The 25,184-nt window shown below is 55.4% G+C and carries 23 protein-coding genes; 12 read left to right on the top strand and 11 right to left on the bottom strand.

The features are described 5' to 3' along the window. Positions 1-10 precede the first annotated feature (10 nt). The 6 genes from AABA21_RS09285 to AABA21_RS09260 all read right to left on the bottom strand — a co-directional run bounded on the left by AABA21_RS09285 (position 11) and on the right by AABA21_RS09260 (position 7,799). Complete coding sequence (locus AABA21_RS09285; RefSeq protein ID WP_338249102.1) at positions 11-2,539, bottom strand: DUF8189 domain-containing protein; 2,529 nt, start codon at positions 2,537-2,539, stop codon at positions 11-13. Between the two features lie 231 nt (positions 2,540-2,770). After that, complete coding sequence (locus tag AABA21_RS09280; protein WP_338249100.1) at positions 2,771-3,634, bottom strand: alpha/beta fold hydrolase; 864 nt, start codon at positions 3,632-3,634, stop codon at positions 2,771-2,773. A gap of 128 nt (positions 3,635-3,762) precedes the next feature. Beyond that, entirely contained in the window at positions 3,763-4,671 is a 909-nt protein-coding gene (locus tag AABA21_RS09275) for a R2-like ligand-binding oxidase (protein ID WP_338249098.1), read from the bottom strand. A 173-nt stretch (positions 4,672-4,844) separates the two neighbouring features. Continuing rightward, entirely contained in the window at positions 4,845-5,789 is a 945-nt protein-coding gene (locus tag AABA21_RS09270) for a VWA domain-containing protein (RefSeq protein WP_338249096.1), read from the bottom strand. Next, entirely contained in the window at positions 5,789-6,790 is a 1,002-nt protein-coding gene (locus tag AABA21_RS09265; protein ID WP_338249094.1) for a DUF58 domain-containing protein, read from the bottom strand. Before AABA21_RS09265 ends, AABA21_RS09270 begins: the two co-directional genes overlap by 1 nt. Then, positions 6,780-7,799 carry an AAA family ATPase gene (locus tag AABA21_RS09260; protein ID WP_420917105.1) on the bottom strand — a complete coding sequence of 340 codons (1,020 nt, stop codon included), beginning with the start codon at positions 7,797-7,799 and terminating at the stop codon, positions 6,780-6,782. Before AABA21_RS09260 ends, AABA21_RS09265 begins: the two co-directional genes overlap by 11 nt. 365 nt (positions 7,800-8,164) lie before the next feature. On the opposite strand from AABA21_RS09260, the gene AABA21_RS09255 reads away from it, so the two are divergent. Further along, positions 8,165-9,460 (top strand): D-glucuronyl C5-epimerase family protein, encoded by a 1,296-nt coding sequence (locus tag AABA21_RS09255; RefSeq protein ID WP_338249090.1) that lies wholly within the window; start codon positions 8,165-8,167, stop codon positions 9,458-9,460. A 187-nt stretch (positions 9,461-9,647) separates the two neighbouring features. Here the strand turns inward: AABA21_RS09255 and AABA21_RS09250 are convergent, their stop codons facing one another. Together AABA21_RS09250 and AABA21_RS09245 are read right to left on the bottom strand one after the other, a co-directional pair. Continuing rightward, positions 9,648-9,860: a hypothetical protein gene (locus AABA21_RS09250; RefSeq protein ID WP_338249088.1), complete on the bottom strand. Its 213-nt coding sequence runs from the start codon at positions 9,858-9,860 to the stop codon at positions 9,648-9,650. Positions 9,861-10,021: 161 nt separating this feature from the next. Further along, the gene (locus AABA21_RS09245) at positions 10,022-11,308 is read right to left on the bottom strand and encodes an acyl-CoA thioesterase/bile acid-CoA:amino acid N-acyltransferase family protein (RefSeq protein WP_338249086.1); all 1,287 of its coding nucleotides are present in this window, start codon (positions 11,306-11,308) and stop codon (positions 10,022-10,024) included. 329 nt (positions 11,309-11,637) lie between these two features. On the opposite strand from AABA21_RS09245, the gene AABA21_RS09240 reads away from it, so the two are divergent. Next, positions 11,638-12,393: a 3'-5' exonuclease gene (locus AABA21_RS09240; protein ID WP_338249084.1), complete on the top strand. Its 756-nt coding sequence runs from the start codon at positions 11,638-11,640 to the stop codon at positions 12,391-12,393. A 117-nt stretch (positions 12,394-12,510) separates the two neighbouring features. On the opposite strand, the gene AABA21_RS09235 is transcribed toward AABA21_RS09240, so the two are convergent. Then, complete coding sequence (locus tag AABA21_RS09235; RefSeq protein WP_338249082.1) at positions 12,511-12,807, bottom strand: hypothetical protein; 297 nt, start codon at positions 12,805-12,807, stop codon at positions 12,511-12,513. Positions 12,808-13,224: 417 nt separating this feature from the next. Here AABA21_RS09235 and AABA21_RS09230 point away from each other — a divergent pair, with 417 nt between their 5' ends. The 3 genes from AABA21_RS09230 to AABA21_RS09220 are packed head-to-tail and all read left to right on the top strand — an operon-like array spanning position 13,225 to position 16,505. Next, positions 13,225-14,628 (top strand): ABC transporter substrate-binding protein, encoded by a 1,404-nt coding sequence (locus AABA21_RS09230; RefSeq protein ID WP_338249080.1) that lies wholly within the window; start codon positions 13,225-13,227, stop codon positions 14,626-14,628. Positions 14,629-14,669: 41 nt separating this feature from the next. After that, positions 14,670-15,596 (top strand): carbohydrate ABC transporter permease, encoded by a 927-nt coding sequence (locus tag AABA21_RS09225; protein WP_338249078.1) that lies wholly within the window; start codon positions 14,670-14,672, stop codon positions 15,594-15,596. 3 nt (positions 15,597-15,599) lie between these two features. Further along, positions 15,600-16,505 (top strand): carbohydrate ABC transporter permease, encoded by a 906-nt coding sequence (locus AABA21_RS09220; RefSeq protein WP_338249076.1) that lies wholly within the window; start codon positions 15,600-15,602, stop codon positions 16,503-16,505. Between the two features lie 178 nt (positions 16,506-16,683). Here the strand turns inward: AABA21_RS09220 and AABA21_RS09215 are convergent, their stop codons facing one another. After that, positions 16,684-17,397, bottom strand: coding sequence for a DsbA family oxidoreductase (locus tag AABA21_RS09215; RefSeq protein WP_338249075.1), 714 nt, complete (start codon positions 17,395-17,397; stop codon positions 16,684-16,686). 1,357 nt (positions 17,398-18,754) lie between these two features. Between AABA21_RS09215 and AABA21_RS09210 the strand changes: the two genes are divergently transcribed. The 6 genes from AABA21_RS09210 (at position 18,755) to AABA21_RS09185 (ending at position 23,152) form a co-directional block, all read left to right on the top strand. Further along, the gene (locus AABA21_RS09210) at positions 18,755-18,985 is read left to right on the top strand and encodes a DUF2795 domain-containing protein (protein WP_338249074.1); all 231 of its coding nucleotides are present in this window, start codon (positions 18,755-18,757) and stop codon (positions 18,983-18,985) included. Positions 18,986-19,152: 167 nt separating this feature from the next. Beyond that, positions 19,153-20,094: a hypothetical protein gene (locus AABA21_RS09205; RefSeq protein ID WP_338249073.1), complete on the top strand. Its 942-nt coding sequence runs from the start codon at positions 19,153-19,155 to the stop codon at positions 20,092-20,094. A gap of 105 nt (positions 20,095-20,199) precedes the next feature. Further along, positions 20,200-21,540, top strand: a complete 1,341-nt coding sequence (locus tag AABA21_RS09200; protein ID WP_338249071.1) for an O-acetylhomoserine aminocarboxypropyltransferase/cysteine synthase family protein — start codon at positions 20,200-20,202, stop codon at positions 21,538-21,540. After that, positions 21,540-22,037 (top strand): CoA-binding protein, encoded by a 498-nt coding sequence (locus tag AABA21_RS09195; RefSeq protein ID WP_338249069.1) that lies wholly within the window; start codon positions 21,540-21,542, stop codon positions 22,035-22,037. Before AABA21_RS09200 ends, AABA21_RS09195 begins: the two co-directional genes overlap by 1 nt. A 39-nt stretch (positions 22,038-22,076) precedes the next feature. Beyond that, positions 22,077-22,529 carry a CoA-binding protein gene (locus AABA21_RS09190; protein ID WP_338249067.1) on the top strand — a complete coding sequence of 151 codons (453 nt, stop codon included), beginning with the start codon at positions 22,077-22,079 and terminating at the stop codon, positions 22,527-22,529. Between the two features lie 8 nt (positions 22,530-22,537). Further along, a complete protein-coding gene (locus tag AABA21_RS09185; protein WP_338249065.1) occupies positions 22,538-23,152 on the top strand; it encodes a hypothetical protein in 615 nt (204 codons plus the stop codon). Here the strand turns inward: AABA21_RS09185 and AABA21_RS09180 are convergent. Further along, complete coding sequence (locus AABA21_RS09180) at positions 23,149-23,799, bottom strand: cysteine hydrolase family protein (RefSeq protein WP_338249063.1); 651 nt, start codon at positions 23,797-23,799, stop codon at positions 23,149-23,151. The genes AABA21_RS09185 and AABA21_RS09180 overlap by 4 nt on opposite strands. Positions 23,800-24,166: 367 nt before the next feature. On the opposite strand from AABA21_RS09180, the gene AABA21_RS09175 reads away from it, so the two are divergent. Continuing rightward, a complete protein-coding gene (locus tag AABA21_RS09175) occupies positions 24,167-25,036 on the top strand; it encodes an NAD(+)/NADH kinase (RefSeq protein ID WP_338249061.1) in 870 nt (289 codons plus the stop codon). The last annotated feature ends 148 nt before the right edge of the window (positions 25,037-25,184 follow it).

Genomic DNA, 25,184 nt, shown 5'->3' with positions numbered 1-25,184 from the left:
AAAAAGGTGGCTAGCTGAGGGAGAGCCAGGGCTGCCAGGCGCCGTTTTGATACCAGGTTTCCTGCAGGACGTTATTGGCGGTACGGGAGAAGACATCGATGCGGCCATTGCCCCAGGTGGTGGCGGATGGGCTGGTGGTCAGCACGCCAGTCAGGGTCTGCCAGTCGTGCCAGGCGCCATCGAAGCTGCGCTGCTGCAGGATGTTTCCGGCTCCGCGCACAAAAACATCCAGGTGATTGGGGGCGATCGAGACAGCGGCCGGGTCTGACTCAAAGGAGCCGCCGAGCGATTCCCAGTCGTGCCAGTTGCCATCATAGCCACGATGCCAGAGCGCGCTATCAGCGCCGCGCACAAAAACGTCCAACCGATTCGGTCCCCAGGTGGTCGCCGAAGGGCTGGCGAGCAGGACGCCGTCGAGGTGTTCCCAGTCATGCCAGGCACCATTAAAACCTTTATGCCAGAGGGCGTTATCGACGCTGCGCACAAAAACATCTAACTGATTCGGTCCCCATGAGGCAACGGACGGGTCCGAGGTGAGCGAACCCCCAAGCGATTCCCACGGATGCCAGCTGCCGTCGTACCACGCATGCTGCAGGGTGCCGTCAAGACCACGGGCAAAGACATCGAAGCGACCGGGACTCCACGCGGCCACGGTAGGATCAAAGGCCAGGCCATCAAGCACGCGCATCCAATCATGCCAGGTACCATCGTAGTGGCGCTGCCATAAGCCATTATCGGTCCCACGCACGAACAGATCCAGTTGATTGGGACCCCAGGATGCGATGGCCGGTCGCGTCGATCCCAGCACCACGGCGTTCTGAGGCACCGCCGTTGGCGAAGGCGCCTGCTGAGTAGGCGTGGACTGTACAGTCGGGGTAGGATGATGGGCGGGTAGCGGTGTTGAGGATGAATTGTGCTGCCCCTGAAAAGCCTGTTGCCAGCTGATCATAGTCACGCCGCCCGCAACACTGGCCACAATCACTCCGCCCAGGGCGCCGAGGACTACGCGGCGCGAGACCCCCTGCGGAGGCCGCTGCATAGAAGGTGGAATTGCGGGCGCTGACTGCGTCTGCACCATCTTATGTACCGCTGGCACCGTCTGATCCACCCACAGATGCCTGAGCGCCGGAGCCGCTTGATCCATCCACAGGTGCTTGAGCGCCGGAGCCGCCTGCTCAGACCAGCGCTGCTTTAAAGAGGCAAGCGCCGATCGATCATGGTCAGCAGGAGACACCGAGGTATCCACAACCGCCGCATCATCGGCCGATCCTTCACCGGCAGAGGCAAAAGACCAGAGGCGCAATGGTCGTTCGTCAGAGGCACCATCGGCAACAGGCCCCTGAGAATCGGCGCGATAATCGGTAAGCCGCCTGGACACCCCCGCACTATGCGCTGGTAATTTTAACGAGACCAGCGGCACATTTTTTGCCGGTGCCGCCGGGCTAACTTCTTTGGCTGGCAATTGCAGAGCCTTTGACCTGACAGAATACGGCAGACCCAGCGATGAGCGCACAATCTCAGTCTTTTTGGCGGGGCCGACAGATGAAGCAGGCGACGTCTCCACAGGCACTTCAGCCCGCGACCTCACATCCTCACCTGACCCCTTAGGCTCTACTGACGGCGTAGATGGAGGCGGCACGGCAAGAGGTGTCTGCTCGATAGCAGATGACAGCAGGGTCGAAGAGATCACCTCGGACGAGGCATGGGGAGTAGAGCCCAGCGCGGCCTGTTCAAAGGCGGCAGCGAAATCGAGCATCGAAGGGTACCGATCTTCGGGGCGCTTGGCCAGCGCCCTCATGACCACCTGCTCGACCTCGGCCGGGATAGCAACCTTATCGATCAGCGCGGGTGGCGTGATATGGACGTGCTGCAGGGCGATCTCCATATCGGAACCGCTGAAGGGCGGCGCACCACACAGCCATTCATAGATCGCCACGCCCAGCGAATATTGATCGCTGGCGAACACGGCCTCGGAGGTAAACAGTTCGGGGGCCATATAGGTTGTCGTGCCAATCGCCTGGCCATGATCCGCCCTGGGCAGCATCGGATTACTGGGCATGCTCTGCGTGGTCACGGCGATCCCAAAATCGCTCAACATCAACTGCTGCTGCTCACCCAGCAACATATTTTCCGGCTTCACGTCGCGATGAATAATCTTGCGCTCATGCGCATACTGCAGGGCCTGGGCCATCTGCTTCGCATACCCAACTACCGTCGACAGGGGCACAATACTATTGATGGGATGCAACTGGCGCAGAGAGCCATATGGGGCATAGCCCATTACCAGGAAGGGAACATCATTCTCGATGCCGAAATCGTGCACCGGCACTATGTTTGGATGACCCAGGCGCGCGATCGTACGCGCTTCACCCAGAAAGCGCGCCAGCGCATCCTGACTCAACTGCAGACGCAACACTTTAATGGCCGCCGATGTCTTCAAATATACATGTTCACCCAGGTATACATCGGCGAAGCCGCCCTGTCCGAGCACCTCCAGCAGCCGATAATTCCCAAGCTTCTTACTGACATCGTAGGTCATCGCGCCGTCTCCTCCTGTCCTTACAAGTTACATGAGCAATATCATTTTACCATGAAAGGCCGCTACTACTTTTCCACTATAAGAAAATCGGTGCGAAAGTACTATAAGCCGGGACGAGCTCGGCACCTACGGGGGGAACGGGCGGCATGGGTACGGGAAGCCGGGGCGAGCCCGGCACCTACGGGGAGGGGAATGGGTGTTATCATGCATGAGGTGCCGGGGCGCGGCGGATTAACGGTTGAGCCAGCTGAGGATGGTTCGGGAGACGAGGTCGGCAGCGTCATGCTGGACAAAGTGGCCAGCCTCGGGGACCGTCATCAGGGTCCAGTCTTTTTCGATGTATTGCCAGGCGCCGTTCAGGGCGCCGGGCAGCAGATAGCGATCCTGCAGGCCGTGGATCTGCAGCACGGAGGTCTGAACTTTAGGCATGGGGGTGGTGATCTCCTGATAGGGAGGACGTGGATAGTTCTGTTTGTAGTATTGCAGCATGCCTTCAAAGTCCGAGCGCTGGAAGGCTTCGATATAGTGCGCGCGCGCCTCAGGGTCCTTCACCCATTCGCTGAGCGCTTCGGCCGAAAGCTTTGTGTGCGCCCCCTCCATCTGGAAGTTGCGCGCGTACTGGCTATTTTCCTGCTGCTGAGGATTATTGGCCAGCTCACGCGAAAAGCTCTGTGGATGTGGGAGATTAAGGATAACCAGGCGCTCGGTCATCTGAGGAACATGGATCGCGAACTGCCAGGAGATAGCGCCGCCCCAGTCATGTCCGATGACGATCGCACGCTGCTGTCCCTGAGCCTGGATCACCGCCTGGATGTCTCCAACCAGGTACCGCATGGAATACAGCGCGCCATCTTTTGGCTTGTCGCTCAAGTTGTAGCCGCGTAGATCCAGCGCCACCACGCGATACTGCGGGGCCAGAGCCAGCATCTGGTGGCGCCAGCTATACCAGAAATCGGGGAAGCCATGCACCATCACAACCAGCGGACCGCTTCCCAGCGCCGCGTAGTGAATCTTAACGCCCTGATTCTCCGCGTAACCATGCTCCACGTAACGATCAATCTCGTTCGCCGAAATACCGGTAGGTAACGTATCCATATACATCCTTCTCATAAAATAATCGCTGCCAATCAGGTCTGAGCTTTCGCATTTACGATGTTCAGAGTCCATTATATGCTAATACAACAGGGACGCACTCACGTCCCTGTTGTATTAGCATATAAAACCTAGGAGAGATCATCCTGCTCATGGAAGAGCTGATCAAGGGTCTGCTGGCGCGCCTTCGCAATCTTCTGCATGCGCTTATCGAACTGGTCCATAGCAAATCCGGCATAGTCGGTCAATCGGATGCCGAAACGATTCTCTTCACCGGCGGGCAAAGAGGAGTCTGTTTCCTGAATGACGCCCAGGGCATAGGGCAGCAGTTCATTCATGCGCACCTCAATCATATCCCATAGCTCCGGCTGCTGCAGGACCAGGCGCGAGATCAGGAAGATGCCATAGGCGATGTGGCGAGACTCGTCGCGCTTGACGTAGGTAATGCCCTGCTTGAGGCCAGGCATGATCTGGTTGCGTTCCAGCATATCAAAATAAGCCTGGTAGCCGGTCTCGGCCAGCACCCCTTCAACGATCATGTTGTAGGTCACGGAGGCGCGCACCTGGGCGGCCGGGGAGGTATCGGTCAGCAGAGCCGACATCGTCTGGGGAAGTTCCTCGTAAAATATTTTGCGGTAGCTGGTGGAATGATACATATGCAGATCTTTTTTGACACTCGCCACATCATCCAGAAAGCGCCGGAAAAATTCCGTGTGCTTGGCTTCCTCAAACAGGAACGTGGTCAGGAACATCTCCTCTTCCAGCGGTCCCTGCTGGGCCACGGCGGTAATCAAGGGCAGCAGGTCCAGCGTTACGCTCTCTTCACCCGCCTGAAAGAGGGAGGTCAGCGTCAGCAGCGTCTCCTGCTCCTCGGGACTGCAGCGCTGCCAGTCCAGGACATCCTGTGTGAAATCAAGGCTGCGCGGGTCCCAGGTACCCAGCTTCTTGGCTTTATGATAGAGGCGCATCGGGAGGGTATCATGGCGTAGCCCCACACTACCGGTGGTCTGGAAGGTTGAATGTTGCATCAGGTTGGCCATCTTCTGTTTGCCTGCTTTCTCTCTGCAATGAGTCGAAGTTACAAGACACTATACGATGACGGTTGCCAGCTACACAAACAATAGCAGCATATTTATATTATACATTTACAGGCATTAAAGAAGCTATAGTAGCAGTAGAAAAGAATACGTTTTCTAGTAAACCAGGGACAGGACTAGGGGAAATGCTGGAACCAGCGCAAGCTAAGGCAACCGGCAAGCAGAAAAAGTATCACACCGAGGGCGCTAAGCAAGGCTGAAATCTCGGTAGTCTCGGTCATCCAGCTAATCTGCCGGCTGAGATCTGTATAGACCTGGTGCAGCGTCTTCGTGGCTCCGGCGTAGAAGTAGCGGCCACCGGTCTGGTCGGCGATCGCTTTCAGGGCCGCCTCATCCAGGGCAGATGACGCACGCCCCTCACCAACTGATACGCTGCTGCGCGCCCCCACGCCGACCGTGTTGACTCTGATATGTTGCTGATGAGCGCGCTGGGCTGCCTGCATCGGATCGGAACCCGAATTGCTGGCACCATCGGAGAGCAACACAATCGTGGCGGGAATAATATTGCCGTTATTATCCTTCGCCTGCTGCCGCAACTGGTCCAGGGCCGCATTCAATCCATCGCCAATGGCGGTCCCCCCACCGGGCTGCAAGGTATCGATTGAGTGCTGGATCAGACTGTGATCCGAGGTGAGCGGAGCCCGCACCTCGGCCACGTTATTAAAGCTGATCACGCCGACCTGCACGCTGGCTGGCAGGGCATTGACGAATAGATGGGCCGCCTGCCGCGCCGCCATGATACGGCTGGGTGTCATATCCGTCGATCTCATAGAGCCAGACACATCGAACACCAGCATGACATTGGCGCGATCACGCGGCAACGCGATCACGGCCATCGGACGCGCCATCCCTGTTATCAAAGCGATCAGGGCCAGTCCGAAAATGACAGGTGGGATATGCCGCCGCATACCAGGTCCCTTCCCAGCCACGCGCTCAAGCAGAGACAGATTGGTAAAGCGTATGGCATAGGTACGGCGCCGCTTCTGCGCGGCCACATAGAGCCAGGTGAGCACCGGCACGATTATCAAGGCTATAAGACAGAGGGGCCACTGAAAAGTCATCACACATCCCCTTTCCCACGGGTCGCGGCCAGCGCCGCCTGTGGCCGACGCGCATGCCTGGTGCGTAAAAAGCGGATCAGGCTGCTCAACGCATCTTCATCGGTACTGATCTGAAGGAGTTCGGCTCCACACTTCAGCAGGTCGGTCCGCAACTGTTCACTCTGCTGTTGGGCCGCCTGTACAAATCGCCCACGCAAGCGGGCATCAGCTGTATCCACAAACAACTGCCGGCCCGTTTCTGGATCTTCCAGCGTCACCAGTCCTATATCCGGGAGCAATCCTTCGCGTGGGTCCGACAGGCGCACGGCGATCACCTCGTGGCGCCGGGCTAATTTGCTGAGCGCACCCTGCCAGCCGGCCATCACCAGAAAATCAGAGACGATGATTACCAGGGCACGCCGCCGCATTACCGCCTGGACCTTTGTGATGGCCGCCGACAGATCGGTGGGTCCCACATCCTCGCCTGACTGTGCCTGGCGCGCACGCACCAACAGCTGCTGAAGGTGCAGTTGTCCTACCGAGGGCGGGATGACGACCAGTGGTCGCGCGGCGAATAACAGCGCCCCCAGGCGATTGCCCGCTCGATTCAAGAGCTGGCCAGCCAGAGTCACAAACTCAAGGGCACGATCCAGCTTGAGGCAATCGGCCGTCCCCCAGCGGGTCGAGGCGCTCAGGTCCAGCAAAAACCAGACATCGGCCGCACGCTCGACGTAGGCCTCGCGCAGCATCGGCTGCTCCGAGCGCGCTGAGATGTTCCAATCGATAAAGCGAATATCGTCGCCCGGCTGATAGGCGCGAATCTCTGAGAACTCGACGCCTGGTCCCAGAAATGGCGAGCGTTCGCTGCCACCTAGAGAGCTGGCCAGTGGACGCATCAAGTGCCAGTCCAGCCGCCGCAACACGTGGGCAGATGGCGCGGACCGGCTCTGTGAAGGCCGAGCATCGGGCTCTTCGCGAGCCAGCAGGGACTTGCAGAGCTTGATGAGGGAATCAGGCCACATAGCGATCTCCCAGATCAATATGTGGAGGTGGGAAACGCCGCAACAGGTCACCCACAATGGTGTCGGGCGAGACCCCATCGGCCACCGCCTCATAGCTCAGCACGAGACGATGGCGCAGCACATCCAACGCCAGGTCCGCTACATCCCTGGGCAGCACATATGGTCGACCACGCATAAAAGCCAGCGCCCGCGCGCCCGTGATCAGGTTAATAGAGGCGCGGGGACTAGCGCCATAGAGTAGCATATGTTGCAGGTGCTGTAGTCCATGCTGTGCCGGCTCACGCGTCGCGTGCACCAGGGTAGCCGCGTAGAACACCACATGCGGGTCGACATAGATCTGATCCACCTGCTGCTGAAAGGCCCGCAGATGCTCCGGGGTCAACAAGGTCTTGAGCGTGATATTGGTGCCTGTCACACGCTCGACAATCACAATTTCGTCCTCATAGGAGGGATAGTTGACCAGCACCTTAAACATAAAGCGATCCAGCTGCGCCTCGGGGAGGGGATATGTGCCATCCGATTCGATCGGATTTTGAGTGGCCAGCACTAAAAATGGATCGGGCACAAAGTGAGTCTGCTTGCCGATCGTGACCTGGCGCTCCTGCATCACTTCGAGCAGGGCAGATTGAACTTTAGCGGGCGAGCGATTGATCTCATCGGCCAGCAGGAGGTTGACGAAAATAGGACCCAGTTCAGTCACAAATTCAGCGCTTTTGGCGTTATAGATACGCGTTCCCACCAGGTCAGCCGGCACCAGGTCAGGGGTAAACTGCACACGCCCAAAGCTGCCACCTACAACCTGGGCCAGCGCCTTAATGGTCGCCGTCTTTGCCAGTCCTGGCACCCCCTCCAGCAGCACATGGCCGCGCGCTAACAGCGCCACCAGAAGGCGCTCCAAAAGATGATCCTGTCCCACAATCAAACGCTTTACTTCGAACAATAACGGCTCAATCAGCGAAGGCTGAGTTGCCGGAGGCGCAAAAGACCGCTGAACGTGAGTCATAAGCATTGTCCTTTTCTTCTTTTTTATATCTTTGAGCGTGGGTCTTACTCGCATCACCCTGGGGAGGCGCGAGCGCACCCACATGCGCGGCCGCTACGCGGCCGCACTCATTTTTGTGTTGGTGCATGGGGGCGCATCAGCGCCCCCATGCACCAACACATGTTATGTTGAAAGTATTGGAGTCAGAAAGCCAGGGCAAGCCCGGCACCTACGAGAATTATTATCGGCAAGGGGTAGGTTCATCTCCTGCTGCCCTTTTATATTAATGATAACGGGATGCCATGAAATCTCTGGTCAACCAGAGATTTCATGGCATCCCGTACAATACAAGTAGGTATCATAACCATAGATAGAGAAGTGGGAGGTGGCTGATGCAGAAAAGGTGTAAAGTATCTCTGGTGGTTCTATTTGTGCTGTTTTATAGCGTAAGTAGTATGCTGCTGACCGGGATGCAGGCTCGGGCGGCTCATGGCAAGCTCAAAAGCGGTGGACTGGACCAGGCCATTGACCAGGTGGCCCAGCAGGTCCTGCTCAATATCAGTGTCAACGGCTTTAATCCAAACGCGAAGACCAAATCGCTCACGACCGGTGGGCTCTACGTCAACTGGATGATGAACAATCCCACCCAGATCAACAAGGTCAACCCCAATACCAACGACGATCCGCCCACCAGCCATGATATACAGACAGATCTCTTCTATCTTAACGCGCTGGCGGAATACAAATTTCTTCACCGTGGAGATACACGCTACGACCTGGAGATCCAGAAGATAACTCCCATTGTCCATTACGAATTCTTCAACTATAACCTGCCGAAGGGATGGGTCTACTTCTATCTGTTGCGCGACGGCTTTTTCCTGAATGATCCGGTGCTGACCCAGGAGGCCAGCATGGCGGCCAGCAACTACTATACCCACTGGTTCGATCCAGCGCTGAATCTGCTCTACAATAAGTCGCATACGCCCGGCGTCTATAGCGTTGAGCATTCCATTACCGCCGGGGCCGCGCTGATGGACGCGGGCACGCGCTGGCACCAACCTGCCTGGATCCAGGCGGGCAAATCCACCCTGACGACCGCGCTGGCGGCCTCGTACAATCTGCAATCGCACCTCTTTTATAACAACATGATGGTGAATAGCGACGGAACCGAGGTCGTCACCAATGACCAGGCGAAAGCCAGTACCCAGGGGAGCGTCGTCGAGGCCTTGATGGAAGCCTATATGCTGACCCATGATCAACAGTATCTAGACGTCGCCAGCCAGGTATTACAGAGTCTGCTGGTCAGCAGTGGACTGTGGGATCAAAGCAATGGAGGGCTCTACTTCGCCCTGGACTTGAATAGCGGCAAGCTGGAGCAAAAATATAAGGAGACGCGGGCACAGGCACATACCCTGATCGGCCTCTATCGCTTTAACCAGGTGATGCGCGCCATCGGCAGACCGCAGGTGTTTCTGGATAAGCAGCAGCAGTTGGTCTCGTTACTGGCTACCAGATTCTATGAGCCGAACTACCACGGCTACTTCTACCGGGTAACGCCAGATTTCCAGATCTACGTCTCAAACGATGCCAGTGGGCAGCCACAGCAGGAGAACTACTTTACAACCGAGGCCATGGGTCTGGCTCTCGACGCATTACAACAGACCGAGATGCCCGTGATCCCCTATTAAGCGGCACACATATATCGTAGGTGCGCCCCTTGCGGGCGCTTGCCGCGAAGCGGCCCCGTACCCGGACGCTTAAGTTCCACCACAACGTGATCATTCCCAGAGAACGCTGAGAAAGAGATCATCCTTGGTGGAACTTAAGCGTCCGGGTACGGGGCCGCTTCGCAGCAAGCCAGGGCAAGCCTGGCACCTACCGGGTCATGTTCTCTCTTTGAAAAAAGCCCACCACCCCCATCACAAAACCAATCACGACCAGAAATGCTTCGATACCTGGAAAAAACTTCAGAATAATTGGAGGATTGCTGGCGGACATATTAAAGAGCGCCTGGGAGATGCTAGTGGCCAGGCATACAGCCAGCAACATCAACAAGATGCCCATCAGCATCAGCTTGGTTGATTTCATATGTGGATAAAACCTTCCTATAAGAAATATATGATAGCGTTCAAAATAAGCTTGAAGCAGAGGTATGCTATATATGCGCGAAGATACAAGCACAACTCCATCTACATATAACAACTTACAGAGAGGCCAGATCAACACTTGTATGACCATTAGTCCTAGTACTAAGTGGGCTGCCAATGCCGCTCGAAAAAGGCCAGGATCTTTGGCCAGGAGTCTTTGAGCGCGGCGGCATTGGCGGCGGCGCTTCCACCAAAGGCCATACCATTCAAAGGAAGGTAGGTCGGCGGGAAGTAGGGATAGCCATAGGGGAAACAGACAAAGTGGCCGGCACCAGCGTAATCCAGGTGCTCATAAGCATACGGAAACTGCTGCTCGCGCAGCTGCTCAACCACCATTTCAGAAAACAGGTTCGATGGCCACATCCGATCATCATCGCCAGAAATGAGCAGGATAGGGCCTTGCGTCTTTTCCACCGCAATGGTGGCCGCCTTTATGTTTTCCTGATCTTGCAACATCTGCACAAAAATGCTCTTCATCTCAAAGGGGCGCCTTCTTAATCCGTTGACCGTCCAGGAGAGCACCTGCCAGAAAGTGATGTGAGACTTCGGATAAGAGAGAGGCTCACCATGATATGTCCAGGAAGGGACGTCGTAACCGCCGCGCCCACCGAAGCCAGCATGGGTCATACCACTGGGAGAACCAGCAACCACAGCCTTAATGGCCGGAAACGTCGCGCCCAGCAGCAGGGCTAGCTCACCACCACGCGACAGGCCGATGACGCCGATCTTTTCCTCGTCCACAAAAGATTGCTCCTGCAGCCAGCCGATCGCCTTCTCGAAGTATTCCAGTGGTATATTGGCCAGCGTCCGGGGCAATTCCGGAGCATTGAAGTAGACCAGTGAGAGCGCCGCGTAACCATGCGAGGCCAGTACAGCGGCCTGGTTGGGACGTGGTAAGCCATCGGAACCACTGAGGATGAGCACGGCGGGATAGCGTCCCTCTGCCTTTGGATGATAGAGGGTTCCGACCAGCCCCTGCTCGTTCAAGTCGACCTTCTCGACATCTGGTGAGATAAGGACGCGCTCGACATCGAACTGTGCCACCGCCTGCCCATCGATCTCGGCCACCAGTTGAACGTGAAGGGGTTCTTCAGAACGCCAGCTCAAAGAGGATGGCCTGCGCCTCTTCCCTTTTGGCTGCAGCGACCAGAACAGGCCCATCGCGTCAACGCCCTGGTAGGTACCAGAAAGCGCCTCCTGTGACGCGGGCCGCACCTCGCCCTGCTCATCGGCCCGGTAGGTAGCATACGCCTCCCATGAATTCTGATCACTATCCAGCGTCCTGGCGCGCAGCGTCACCTGTTGTCCCGGCTGACAACCAGTACAAACAATCTCAACCGGAACATCGACCAGCGCCCTCTCAGGTGTCACCTGTAATTGAATGGTCATAGCTTCTTTATTTCCTCGTCTTCATCATTATTGTTTTTTTGTGTTGGTGCATGGGGCACGGATGCGCGCCCCATGCACCAACACAAAACGAACTCGTGAGCACTGTAGGTGCGAAACATCGGCATTGCAAACATGATCTATCTACGGTTGCACAACAACGTTAGATAGATACAGTTCTAATTGATAATAAACGTGCTGCACGCGTATAAATAAAGCGATCAATAAGGACAAATAGCGTTTTCATAAAATTTTTCTGTTTATTGCCCTCAAAAGAAGAGTATGGTATATTGCACCTAGATCATCGATTGGTTGAGAGGAGAGCGAATGAAATGGCGCTGGACAACGAGGAGAGAGCTCAACAGAATGCGACGCTCAAACGCCATGGCTATCGTTGGGCCAAGGAAAATAGTCAGTGGATTTTAAAGGATCCGCAGGGGAAGACGACCACGCCAGAAAAGGCCATGCAGGCCATCCACAATCGGAAAGCGCAGCCACCTGTGACGCCTCCTCCCACTCAGTCCGTCAATCTTACCAATGAACGGCTGGCCGTACTGCGCTGGGCCCAACAGATCGTTCGGCGCCGACCACTGATCCTCGCCAGCAAGACACTTACCATCGCGAGCAACGAAGAAATCATTGAACTGGCCATCGTCGATATCTACGGTCAGATCGTCTTTAATTCCCTTATCAAGCCGGGCCAGCCTCTCACGGTAACCGAGGGAGATCTACAGGGAATCCCCACCAATCAGCTGGCACAGGCTCCAAACTTTCCAGAGATCTGGCCACAGATCTATCCATTGCTGATCCAGAATGAATTAATCATCTACAACGCGGCTTTCTATCTGCGTAGCCTGCGCCAGGAGGCGGCCCGCTATCAACTGGCGCTGCCGGCCATCGTCTCGCACTGTATGATGACCAAATACGCGCTCTATGCCGGAGAAAAGATCTCGGAGCGAGAATATAAGCTCCACGATCTCAGCGAGGCTTGCGGTGAGTTTGGCATTGGAACAGGAGATCAGCGGGCCAGCGAAAATGCAGAGGCCATCAGACAGCTCCTACTGGTCCTGGCCAGCCTGGAATCCTGATCAGAGGCGAAGGCAGGCACAAAAAAACTGGCATTCCAGTAGCGAGCACATAAGAGGTACCCGACTACCAGAATGCCGCTGCGCACTACGACAGCTTGCACAGTACCGTGCCTGCAACTAACTGGGTGGAGGCTCATCCTCCTGTTTGCGCTTCCCAAACAACCCTCCGAGAATACCTCCCGCGCCACTCACAATGCCACCCAACCGATTCCCCGCCTCCTTCTCCAGCGTATTCAGCACGTTTGTCGCGGCATCTTTAGCCTGGCTGGCAAACTGTTCCCCACCAGGAATCTTAGACGCGTACTGGTCGATCGCCTGGCGGATCTTTTGTTCAGCCGTTTCACGCGCAGCCTGAAACTGCTCGGGATTTTGCGGCTGCGCATTCACATCTTGCGGACGCTCTTGCTCTGGCATGGTCCTGAAACCTCCCATTGATCATGGTTATCTCATCAGCGACAAAAAAGAAAAAAGCTGTACAGGAAACTTTCAGATAGTTTTTCACGCCACAGGCATAACATATATGATAACCAGTTTCCCTGTCAAGGGGCCAGTATTATGGAAGGGGTTTGATTTCCTGCGCCCTCTCGTATGAGGGCGCAGGAAATCAAACCCCTTCCATATTTCGTATGCTTTCAATATATTTTCTTTTGGTTATATTTATGTTATATTTTTAGATAATCATGTAACATATAGGACGATTAAGTGAAAGCTTTGCAAAGGCAAAGAAATTGCTAAAGAAATATGTTAAAAGCATACGCTCATGATCGTCATATATATGTAACCCGGTTGCCTGGCTAAGAGAGTTCGTCTATCACCTCAAAGGAGAAGGCATTGACCAACAATCTTCAGCGCACTGTGGCACGTCGGCTCAGTCGCCGAACGGCCTTAAAAACCATAGGGTTAGGGACAACGGCGCTCGGCCTTTCAGGCTGTGGCGTCATTCTGGGAGCGCCCTCACCCACGCTATCTGCGCAAGGTAAAGAGGCTGCGCAGGGACGCAAGACCGTCATCGAGCTCTATAATGTATTCGGTGGTGTTGATAATGATCACTGGGTCAGTCTGGCCCGCAAGTTTGAGGAGTCTCAAACTGAGATCGGCGTCAAGATCACCTATGCGCCAGCCGGTGGCGGCGGCGGCGGTGATAATCCCAAGTTGCTAACCGCTATCGCCGGCGGCAATCCACCCGACCTGGCGCAACTGACTCCATTTAGTACCCCCCAATGGGCCGCGCAGGGCATTATGACAGACCTGACTCCCTACATCAAGGCGTCAGGAATAACGGGAGATGACTTCTGGCCCGCCGCCTGGAACGACATGAATTGGAACGGGAAGGTCTGGCAGGTGCAGTGGGATGCCGACGCTAACTTTCCTTTCTTCTGGAACAAACAGATCTTTGAAGAGGCGGGACTCGATCCCAACAAGGGTCCGCAGACCATTGATGAGGTCAATGAGTTCTCGCAGAAGATCAATAAGAGAACCAATGGCAATATTTCCCGCATCGGCATGATCCCCTGGGACAGTTATGGAGCCAGCAATTCCATCTTTACCTGGGGCTGGGCCTTTGGTGGCGAGTTCTATGATCGCGAGAAGCAGGTGGTAACGCCCGACAACGAATACGTTGTGAAGGCATTGGAATGGATCGTGCAGTATGCCAAAAACGTTGGTGGCGCGGACCGGGTCGCCGTCACGCCTCCAAACCTGCAATTACATCCATTCTCGACCGGCAACATAGGGATGGCTCCGCTGGTGGCTCCCAACTATCGTGACATCGTGAAAGCTCTACCGAAAATGAAAATCGGGGCTGGACTGCTGCCCTCGCAGGGACCCGGAGCCACGCAGCCAGGCGCGGGAGGCTGGCTGGGCGGTTGGAGCCTCTTTATCCCCACCGGCGCGAAAAATCCCGATGCGGCCTGGGAGTTCATCAAGTGGGTCAGCACCAGCGATGAGGGCACACAGGCCCAGTGGGACACGGTTGGTTTCCCACCTGGCTACAGCAAAGCCCCCGTACTGCAAAAAATCAAAAATGATCCGGTGATGGCCCCGTACTACACCACGCTGGTCAACGCCAAACATTCGCGGCCCGCGATTCCAGTTGGCTCATTCTATGCAGGAATCCTCAACGACCTGGTTGGAGATGCCGTCTATGGCAAGATGACTCCACTGGAGGCCCTCAAAGAAGTCAAAAGACGCACCACCAAAGAATGGGATGACTTCAACCGCGAACATGGCCTGTAACTCCTGACAATGCACAGCTATAGCACAACAAGGAGGTTCTGGTGTCTACCATAAATGTGCAAAGTGTCCAGAAACGAAAATTGAGCCCCCTGCAGCGCCGCAATTTTCTGTGGGGCCTCTTCTTCACCTCACCGGCCATTATCGGCCTCCTCTTATTTACTGCCTACCCGTTAATCATGTCCTTTTACTATAGCTTCACCTCATATTCGATGTTCGGGCCCTACAAGTTTCTCGGCCTGACCAACTATATCGATCTGTTTGGAGATGACAACTGGTGGAGCTCGCTCTACAACACCGTGTATATCCTCATTTTTTCGGTGCCCCTGGGCATCATTGTTGCGCTTACGCTGGCGCTGCTGCTGAATGTCAAAACGAAAGGCATCGCCGTTTATCGCACCATCTTTTACCTGCCAAGCATTGTGCCGATCGTGGCCTCGGCCGTCGTGTTCGGTTATGTCTTTAACCCGCAGTATGGGGTCCTCAACAACATCCTGCAGATCTTCGGCATTACGGGACCCGGCTGGCTGTCCAGTCCGGACTGGGCGAAGCCGACCCTGATCATTCTCAGCCTGTGGGGCGTGGGGAATCTGATGATCATTCTACTGGCAGGATTGCAGGACGTGCCGCGCGATCTGCAGGATGCCGCCCAGGTTGACGGCGCCACCTCCTGGAATCGCTTCCGCCATGTCACGCTGCCCTTTCTGAGTCCGCACCTGTTCTTTGCGCTGGTCACCGGCCTGATCGCTGGATTCCAATACTTCTCCCCGGTCTTCGTGCTCACCAACGGCAATGGTGATCCTGCGGGCTCCACCCTCATCGCGGCGCTGTACCTCTATCAGAACGCCTTCCGCTACTTCAAGGTTGGCTACGCCAACGCGATGGCCTGGGTCCTCTTCATCATCATCTTACTGTGTACGGCGCTTACCTTCCGCATAGTTGCCAGACGCGTTTATTATGGAGGAGCATAAATCATGGCCATTCAAGAAAACATTTACTCCCAGGACCTGGAAGTCATCCGACCGGGCACCACGCAGCGCGATGACACGAACCTCAAGGCCAAACCGCGTACCCAGATTCTGGCGCATATCGCCCTGATTGTCCTGAGCATCCTCTTTATCATCCCGTTTTTCTGGATGGTTACCGGATCGCTCAAGATCGACTCGCAACTGAGCGCCTTCCCGATCGTCTGGTTCCCTGATCCCATTACGCTGGAACACTACATCTATGGGCTGCAGGCGGTCCCCTTCGGGCTGTATGTGTTCAACACGCTGGTCATCTGCCTGTTCGCCGTTATCGGGGCGGTCTTCTCCTGCTCGTTCGTAGCATATGGGCTGGCACGCATCGACTGGCCGCTGCGCACACCGCTGTTTATCATTATCCTGGCCACCACCATGATCCCCTTTTATGTCACGATGGTGCCCCTCTTCACGCTGTTCAAGTCCTGGGGCTGGGTCAACACCTATATGCCACTGATCATCCCGACCTACTGTGGCGTCCCCATCTATATTTTCCTGCTGCGCCAGTTCTTCATGACCATTCCTAAAGAATTGTCCGAGGCGGCACGCATCGATGGGGCCAACGAGCTGGCCATCTACTGGCGGGTGATCCTGCCACTCGCCAAACCGGCCCTCGCCACCGTGGCGCTCTTCCAGTTCCTGGGATCGTGGAGCGACTTCCTGGGACCCCTGATCTATCTCAGCGACTCGCAGCGCTACACCGTCTCCCTGGGCCTCTCTTTCTTCCAGGGACAGTACAGCACCGAGTTCGGCGCCCTGATGGCGGCCAGTACCGTCATGTTGATCCCTGTGATCATTCTTTTCTTCTTCGCGCAGAAAACCTTTATCCAGGGTATCACCCTCACCGGCGTCAAAGGATAATAAAAATACAGCAACCGGGTAAACAGAGAGGCGGCCCTGCGCGAAGCAGGGCCGCCTCTCTGTTTACCCGGTTGCTGTATAATGTGATAGTGTTGGGGACACCCCAAACCCCGGCAAGAGGGGCTGACCGCCCCTCCTGCACCTCCCCACTGTTTACCCGATTGCTGTATAAAATTTTTTATTGCTGGGGGATGATGCAGCTGTCGCCTTCGCAGTAGCCGCTGTCGGTGTTGTCGGCGCCGATTTTGATGAGGGGGTGGGATTCGGCCCAGGCCTGGTCGAGGACTTGTTTGAAGACTTCGGTGGGCTGGGCACCGGAGATGCCGTACTTTTCGTCGATGGCGAAGAAGGGGACACCCTCAATGCCGAACATGCGGGCGCGCTCGATGTCGGCCCTCACCTCATCAGTATATGCGTTGCTGGCCAGCATAGAACGTGCCTCTTCGGCGTCGATACCAACTTCGGAAGCCAGCTTCACCAGCGTCTCCGTGTCGCCGACGGGGGCGCCCTCGGTAAAATAGGCCTTCAATAGACGCTCTTTGGCGGCATCCTGCACATTATGATGCGCCGCCAGATGGATCAGACGGTGGGCGTCAAAGGTGTTGCTGTGACGGATATCGCCCATATGGTAGTCGAGTCCTACTTCAGCGGCCAACTTGCTCACACGCTCGTTCATGGCCTCGGCCTGCTGGGGGCTCACGCCGTATTTTTGTGCCAGTACCTCGGTCATTTTCGTCTCAGACGTACGTGGCGCCGACGGATCGAGCTGATAGCTGCGCCAGATCACCTCGACCTGATCTTTATGCTTGAAGTCGGCCAGGGCTGCCTCGAAACGACGTTTACCTATATAACACCAGGGACAGGCCACATCGGACCAGATCTCTACTTTCATACATTCCTCCTCCTTTATCTACTTATCACAACAACACAGCCCCACATTTTATTCTCAGTATGGACACCTGTGTCATAACCCACACGTGGACAGATCTGACAATCTGACAATCATGTCCTGACACATCTGTCATAATCATCTTTATGACATCACTGTCTGACACAACCGTCCTCTGGCATTCAAGCCTGTCACGACACATCTATCTACAAAACCTCTTTCCCTGACACATCTGTCCTCGCCATCTGGCAGGTACAAAAGAAACATACAATCACCTGGAGGAGGGGAAACACCGCATAAATGCTCCCACTACAAGAGACCCCTGGAAAGCTTCTTCAACATATAAATATGCGTTCCCTGGCTCTTCGAGCATACTATACAGGCAAACAGAACGCTTCACAATGCACATTTATACGTATAAATTCGAGCACAAATACTTAGTTCGGGGCTTGCCGCGTCAGCTAGAAGCAGCTATGATGAAAAGGAATTTGTCTATGCAGCATATATAAAAGCATAAGAGAGAGTCGGCGATATCGCGCTGGTCGCCACCAAAGCTCTTGTATGGGTCCATAGTACAAAGGACAAGGCTGTCAGACATGGCAGCAAACCTGTCATGGCAACGCTGACATGATTGTCAGAGATGACACAGAAATGTCGCGACCGACATGACGGATATGTCCAGCATATATGCCTGGCATGACCAAAAATTACAATCTCATTACAGTATAGTTACAATAAATTCATGCGGCAGGGTCGCAGCAATACGGTTAAGCTCAAAAATGACATTTGTGACATGAAAATGACATGAATGGCAATGAATATTTTTTTGCCTCGCGACTCGAATTTCGAGTTCGAGTTATATATTTATTTTAAAGTTTATCTTTAAGTAAATATTTCGAATTCGAATTCGAGTTAACGTTGGCCCAAAGAGACATGACATGGATGTCAAAAGTGTCAAATCATTCCGCCCCTTCCCTGGTCTGCCCTCCATCGTTCATGTTTGTTAAAACATAAGTTTGCTTCACAGGATCATCACTGCCTCATGCCTGAGCTTTCGCACCTGCGGTGCTCAAAGTCTTTTTTTAGTGATGCAGCAGGGGCGCGGGTGCGCCCCTGCTGCATCACTAAAAAAAACCAGTGCGGCCGCGCATGCGGACGCCTGAGAGCGGGTGCTCACGCGCGCCCTCGGGAATATGTCATTGTCATAGACAAGCCCGTAAAAATATTTACAGATGAACATGCGTAGCTTCTAGGTGAGAGTAGTCTAATAACAGAAGTTATCCAAATTTGTAGCATTACAAGTTTGGTGTATTTCGTAAGTTGTGTTCGTATCTTTACGAACGTTTTAAGGAGAAATTACATGGCTACAGCAGAATCACTCAATATTGAGAAACATTTGAAAAATATGCATTGGCCGGCCAAGCGCGACGAAATCATCGCTCATGTCCGCCAGCAGGGCGCCGATGAGCAGGTTTGCAATGCGCTGCGCATGCTGAATGCACAGCAGCAGTACAACTCCTCCAGCGAGGTCTGCAAGGTTCTCAATTCTGGCTCAGCTGACAAAGCCCAGAGTGGCAAGCGCGACTTCTAATTCCAGGTATACGTCTCCCTCCTTCCTTCTGAAGGGGGAGATTTTTTGTCCTTCCAGGCGAAGGACGAAGGGCCCTCTTTTTTTATGCTATGATTGCGTGGTAAGGGACTGAAGTGCTTATTAGAGACAGGCCGAATGGATACATAAGAGAGAGGGAGCTTGCCGTTATGTCTTTTGTTGCTTTCACCGGGAATAGTGATTACTGCTTTACGAATAGCCTGCATATGAGCTTGCTGGCGACCGGAGCCAGCAAGCAAGAGCTACCTGAGACCGGCTTTCTGGAATGCCTGACCACGATGCCGTTTGGTAAGATGTACCTGCAACTGGATACCGGCCCCCTGGCTTTCTTTAACAGTGCCGAGGTCGATCCAGACAATGGGCTGACGCTGGCGATACACGCGCTGGGGTGGAGCTGTCGTGAGCAGCGCGGCGGACCGTCGCACCTGGCGCTGGCTCGTCTGCGAGAGGCGCTCAAGCAAGCACCTGCCCTGGTTGGTCCCCTCGATGCCGGCTATCTCACATATAATCCTTCTCATAAGTACCTGGAGGGCACCGACCACTTCGTTATGGCACTGGCCGTCGAGAACGATCACGTGCTCATGCATGATCCCCGGAAATATCCCTATGCTCGTCTCTCTATTTCAGAATTCATGAAGGCCTGGCGCGCCGAACGCATCAGCTATAAATGGGGTCCCTATACCTTGCGAGACCGTTTCCAGCGGCAAGAGAAGCTAACGCGCCTGGAGATGATTGAGCGTGCCCTGCCGCTGATTCGCAGGCATATCTGCCTGGAACTGGATGGTCCCCAGGTATATAATGGCGTGGCGGCGCTGCGCATGCTGGCCGAGCAGTTGCGCGACGGCCACAGGCCAGAAGAGCTACTGGAGATGTTAACCGCGTTCGTCTTTCCGCTGGCCGGCAAACGTTCGCTTGATGCGGCCGCCTTTCTGGACGAGGCCCACCTCCCAGCCGCGGCGCACGCCATGGAACAGCAGGCCCTTCTGGTGGGGCAGGCCCAATATCTGGGCATGCACAACCGCTGGCCGGAGGTCGCCGTTGTCATCGACCAGCTCATCACCAACGAGCAGCATTTGATCGATGCATTATGACACATCTATCAAATGGCGACCTGGAGCAGACTTGCTATTTAACTAGCAGAACTCATATGCTATGAAGAGAAGATATCTATACATTCGGCAGGAGAACATAGAACGATGCCAGAAATCGATGGCGATCACGTATTTGGGTTTGATACGCTAGCCCTGCATGCGGGCCAGCGGCCCGATCCGACGACAGGGGCCCAGGCGGTCCCTATCTATCAGACAACATCTTATATCTTTGATGACACCGATCACGCGGCCCACCTCTTCGCGCTGCAGCGCTTTGGCAACATCTATACACGCATCATGAATCCGACCACGGCCGCGTTTGAGGAGCGCATCGCCGCCCTTGAAGGTGGAACGGGCGCGGTCGCCACAGCATCCGGTATGGCGGCCCAGATGGCCGTGATGATGACGCTGCTGCGGCCGGGCGATGAACTGGTGGCGGCTAGCAATCTCTATGGCGGCACCCATACGCAGTTCGATCTTACGCTGCGTACGTGGGGCATCAATACCATTTTTGTCGATAGCACCGATCCCGAGAACTTCCGCCGCGCGCTCACACCGAAGACTCGTGCGTTCTACGGCGAGACCATCGGCAATCCCGGTGGAGACGTGCTGGATATGCGGGCCGTGTCCGACATCGCGCACGAGGCGGGCGTGCCGCTAATCATAGATAACACTTTCGCCACGCCGTACCTGTGCCGTCCCTTTGAGCATGGCGCGGATATTGTGGTGCATTCGGCCACCAAGTTCATCGGAGGTCATGGCACCTCTATCGGCGGCGTCTTGATCGAAAACGGCAAGTTCCCCTGGGACAACGGGAAGTTCGCCCACATCGTCGATCCCTCGCCGGGCTACCACGGCGTGCGCTTCTACGAGACCTTCGGGGACTTCTGTTTTGTGATGAAGGCGCGCGTGGAGACAGTGCGCGACACCGGTCCTAGCCTGAGCCCGTTCAATTCGTTCCTCCTTTTGCAGGGACTGGAGACGCTCTCGCTGCGCATGGATCGCCACTGCCAGAATGCGCTGCAGGTGGCTAGATTCCTGCAGGAGCATCCAGCCGTCAGCTGGGTGCGCTATTCGGGTCTGCCCGAGGATCGCTCGCATGAACTGGCCAAACGCTATCTGCCCCGTGGGGGCGGCGCCATCTTTACCTTTGGCGTCAAAGGCGGCTACGAAGCTGGCAAGGCCGTCATCAACAACGTTCGGCTCTTCGCCCACCTGGCCAACGTCGGAGACGCGCGCAGCCTGATCATCCATCCGGCCAGCACCACGCATCAGCAACTCTCAGAAGAACACCTGATCGCTGGCGGCGTGACGCCCGACCTGATCCGCCTCTCCATCGGCCTGGAGAACATCGAAGACATCCTCTGGGACCTGGACCAGGCGCTGGCTAAGGCAACGGCCAGCGTACAGGCAGGGACGCAAGCGACAGAGAAAGGGGCAGAATAATGGGTGACAGTACAGCGTATTCAGCCACGCCCGACATGTACGAGCGATTAAAGCTGCTCAAACAGTATCGACACGTCGCCATCGTAGGGCTCTCGGCCGATCCCTATCGGCCCAGCCACTTTGTGGCCATCTATCTGCAGGCCGAAGGCTACGATATCATCCCGATCAACCCGCGCTACGCGGGCAAGACCATCCTGGGCAAACGTGTCTACGCCTCCCTGAAAGAGGCCCGAGCGGCCGGAGAGCAGATCGAGATCGTCGATATCTTCCGCAAGGCCGCGGATACGCCACCGTTTGTGGCGGAGGCCGTGGAGATCGGCGCCAAAGTGCTCTGGCTCCAGCTAGGCGTGCGCAACGATGAGACCGGCAGGCTGGCCCGTGAGGCGGGTCTGATCTTTGTCCAGGATCGCTGTGTCAAGATGGAGCACGCCCGCTTCTTTGGCGGCCTGCATACCATCGGCCTGAACACAGGCGTGATCCTTTCGCGCAAGCTTTAAGGATCATGCAAAGCAGGAAGATTTTAGTGAGGAGGGATTATGTTTAACGAGGGCAAAGATATGACGCCGGATGTGCTGATCAAGATTCTGGGAGACTATCATCATATCGCGGTGGTCGGTCTATCTGCGAAGCCGCATCGGCCCAGCCGGGACGTGTCGGCGTATATGCAGGAGGCGGGCTACGCTATCATCCCGATCAATCCGCTCTACGCGGGCCAGCAGATCCTGGGCCAGCGCGTCTACGCGACGCTGGCGGATGCGGCCGCCGCAGGTGAGCAGATCGAGATCGTCAACGTCTTTCGCCGTCCCGAGCAGACCCCTCCCTTTGCCGACGAGGCCGCCGGAGTAGGAGCAAAGGCGCTCTGGCTCCAGTTGGGCATCGCCAACGAAGAGACAAAGCGGCGCGCCCAGGCCACCGGGCTCCTTTATGTAGAGAATAGATGCATCAAAGTCGAGCATGCCCGCCTCTTCGGTGGCCTGTCTCTGATTTGAACAAAACCATGAACTGGAAGGTATTATTGATCGGCGGCGCTTCTGGCGCGGGCAAAACCGAGGCGGCACGCCAGGCAGGATTGCGCCTGGGGCTGCCATGGCTGCAGGTCGATGATCTGCGGCTGGCGTTTCAGCATAGCCAGGTGGCGCTGCCAGATCCACAGGCGACGCGTAATCTGTACTTCTTCGCTGAGACCACCCACGTCTGGCGTCAGGGCGCGGAGGCGTTGCGCGCTGGCTTAATCGCCAGCAGCCGGGCGCTGCTGCCCGCGCTTGAGATTGTGATCGCCAACCATATCGATACCAACGCGCCACTGATTATAGAGGGCGATAACATCCTCCCCGAGCTAATAGAGCGTTCACGGCTGCAACCATATGTGGAAAACGGACTGTTACGCACGGTCTTTCTGAGAGAAAGCGATGCGAACAGGCTGCGAACCAATATCGAGGCGCGCGCACGAGGCACAGCGCAGTTTTCTCCCACAGAACTGCAAACGGAGGCCAGGGCCAAGTGGCTGTATAGCCAGTGGTTGATAGCCGAGGCCAGCAGGCTGCATCTGCCGGTATTAGAGGCGCGTCCCTGGGAAACGTTGGCCGAACGGATTATACTTAGCTGTAGCTAAGTGGTAAATGACTTACTCTTCTCAAGAGAGCGGAAGTGGGCAACCACCTCACTCGTCGTGAGAATAGCATGAGCAAACGTCGGCCCGTTAATCTCGTGCGCTGAATGCATAGCTTCCTGGCTAGCAGCCGCCGTCGCATCTTTGACCAGGGTTACATGGTACCCCAGCTCCATGCCAAAGCGGCCCGTCGATTCTATACAGGTATTGGCGATCAAACCAATGAGCACCAGGCGTTGGATACCATGTTGCTTGAGCTGCTGGTCCAGGTCCGTATTCGCAAAACCGCTTTGCGCCCAATGCTCTTTGATCACAATGTCGCCTTTCTGGACGGAAAAATCGGGATGGAATTCCCCACCCCAACTTCCTCTGGCAAACGTCTCGCGCTTCATCGAGGCAAGCTGGGTTGGCGATGGATACTTCCAGGTCGTGTAGTCTCCTGGATCCCAGCGATGATGAGGCACAAAGAAAATGGGAATGTTGGCCTGGCGTGCCGCGCCTACAATCTCACGCAGATGCGTCAGGAGATCCACGGACTCAGCAACCTCTTTGAAGGTAAGATACAATTTGCCTCCGGGCGAAAGAAAGTCGTTATAAGGATCGACCAACAGCAATGCGGTCTGACCCCTCTCGTTCTGTTCGGTAGACATGTTCTTCTCCAATTATCCTCAAGTTCTCACGAGTAATTCCAACCAGGATGATTCTGCTAAAGTATTGGATCTGGCAGACGGAACTGGCATCTCTCATTCTATGTTTGAGTGTCAATCTGAGCGTTGCCTGTTCTGGCTTCCAATGTGTTCACATAAAGAGAGTCCCCCATAAACGTACAATCTATAAAGGAAAGGATGCCAGCTCAAAATAACGTGAGCAGGTGCTCTAGCAATGTACTATTGCCAGATTCTGTCATAGTATTAGATAGAGAGGTTCTCGATAGGGAAAAGCACTGGGATGAAAAGGAAGAGGAATTTGAAGCAAGTTACCAACAAGACATTAAGTAAGAAAGTAAAGGAAAATACGATGAAGAAGATTGCCCTGCTTTATGAGGAATCCCAGCCCGAGACGCTGCAGTTTATACCTGAATTGGCAGCGATCATGAAGCAGCATGACTATGAAACAGAGATCGTCAATCTCAATCAGGAAGGGCTGGAATGTTCCGATCCTGCGCTCCAAAATTGCCAGATGCTGATCGTGCTGGGTGGCGATGGCTCGATCCTGCACACCGCCCACCTCTGTTCCGCGCAGCATACGCCGATTCTGGGCGTCAACTTTGGTCGCGTCGGCTATCTGACCGAACTGGAGCCTGATGAACTGGCGCATGAGCTGCCGTATTATCTCAATGGCGACAAATCGATCTGGACGGACGAACGTACCATGCTGCATGCCACCCTCCAGCAAGGGGATGAAAAGCAAGAGTTCGTCGCGCTCAACGACATGATGATCGCGCGCGGCACCTGGCCCCGTGGCGTCTACGTCAAGACCTGGATCGATGATCAATTTCTCGACACCTTCTATGGCGATGGTATCATCCTCTCAACGGCCACCGGTTCCACGGCCTACAATCTCTCCGTCGGGGGCCCAATCATGCATCCCAAAATCGAGGCCAGCATCCTCAATCCCATCGCGCCCCACCTATCATCCAATCGCGCCCTGGTCATCCCGCTGCAATCGACCATTCGCTTCCAGATCTCAACCAATGACCAGGATGGCGTCTTCTCCGCCGACGGCCAATGGAACTGCGCGGTACAGGACGGCACCACCGTAACCATTCAAAAGAGCGATCAGATCACGCGCTTCATCCGGCGCAAGCCACCGGTCCACTTCTACCGCGTGATCCACAATCCACAACAAACAAGCGAGGAGCCACACGCCGGCCAACCAGAAGCATAAGTTCGGCCCTCGCGGTCGATTTAATATCCTGCAAGAAGAGCAGATACCGCAGTACGTGCGGGGCTTGCCCCCGCTTGCTTCCTCGCTGCTCGAAGCAGCAACGGAAATGATGCGATGCATCGCATGCAACCGCCTCTGATCGCTTTGA

It is taken from the genome of Dictyobacter halimunensis (assembly GCF_036245075.1).
Note: the sequence above shows the minus strand (reverse complement) of the source record. Positions and strands in the feature narration are given on the sequence as shown.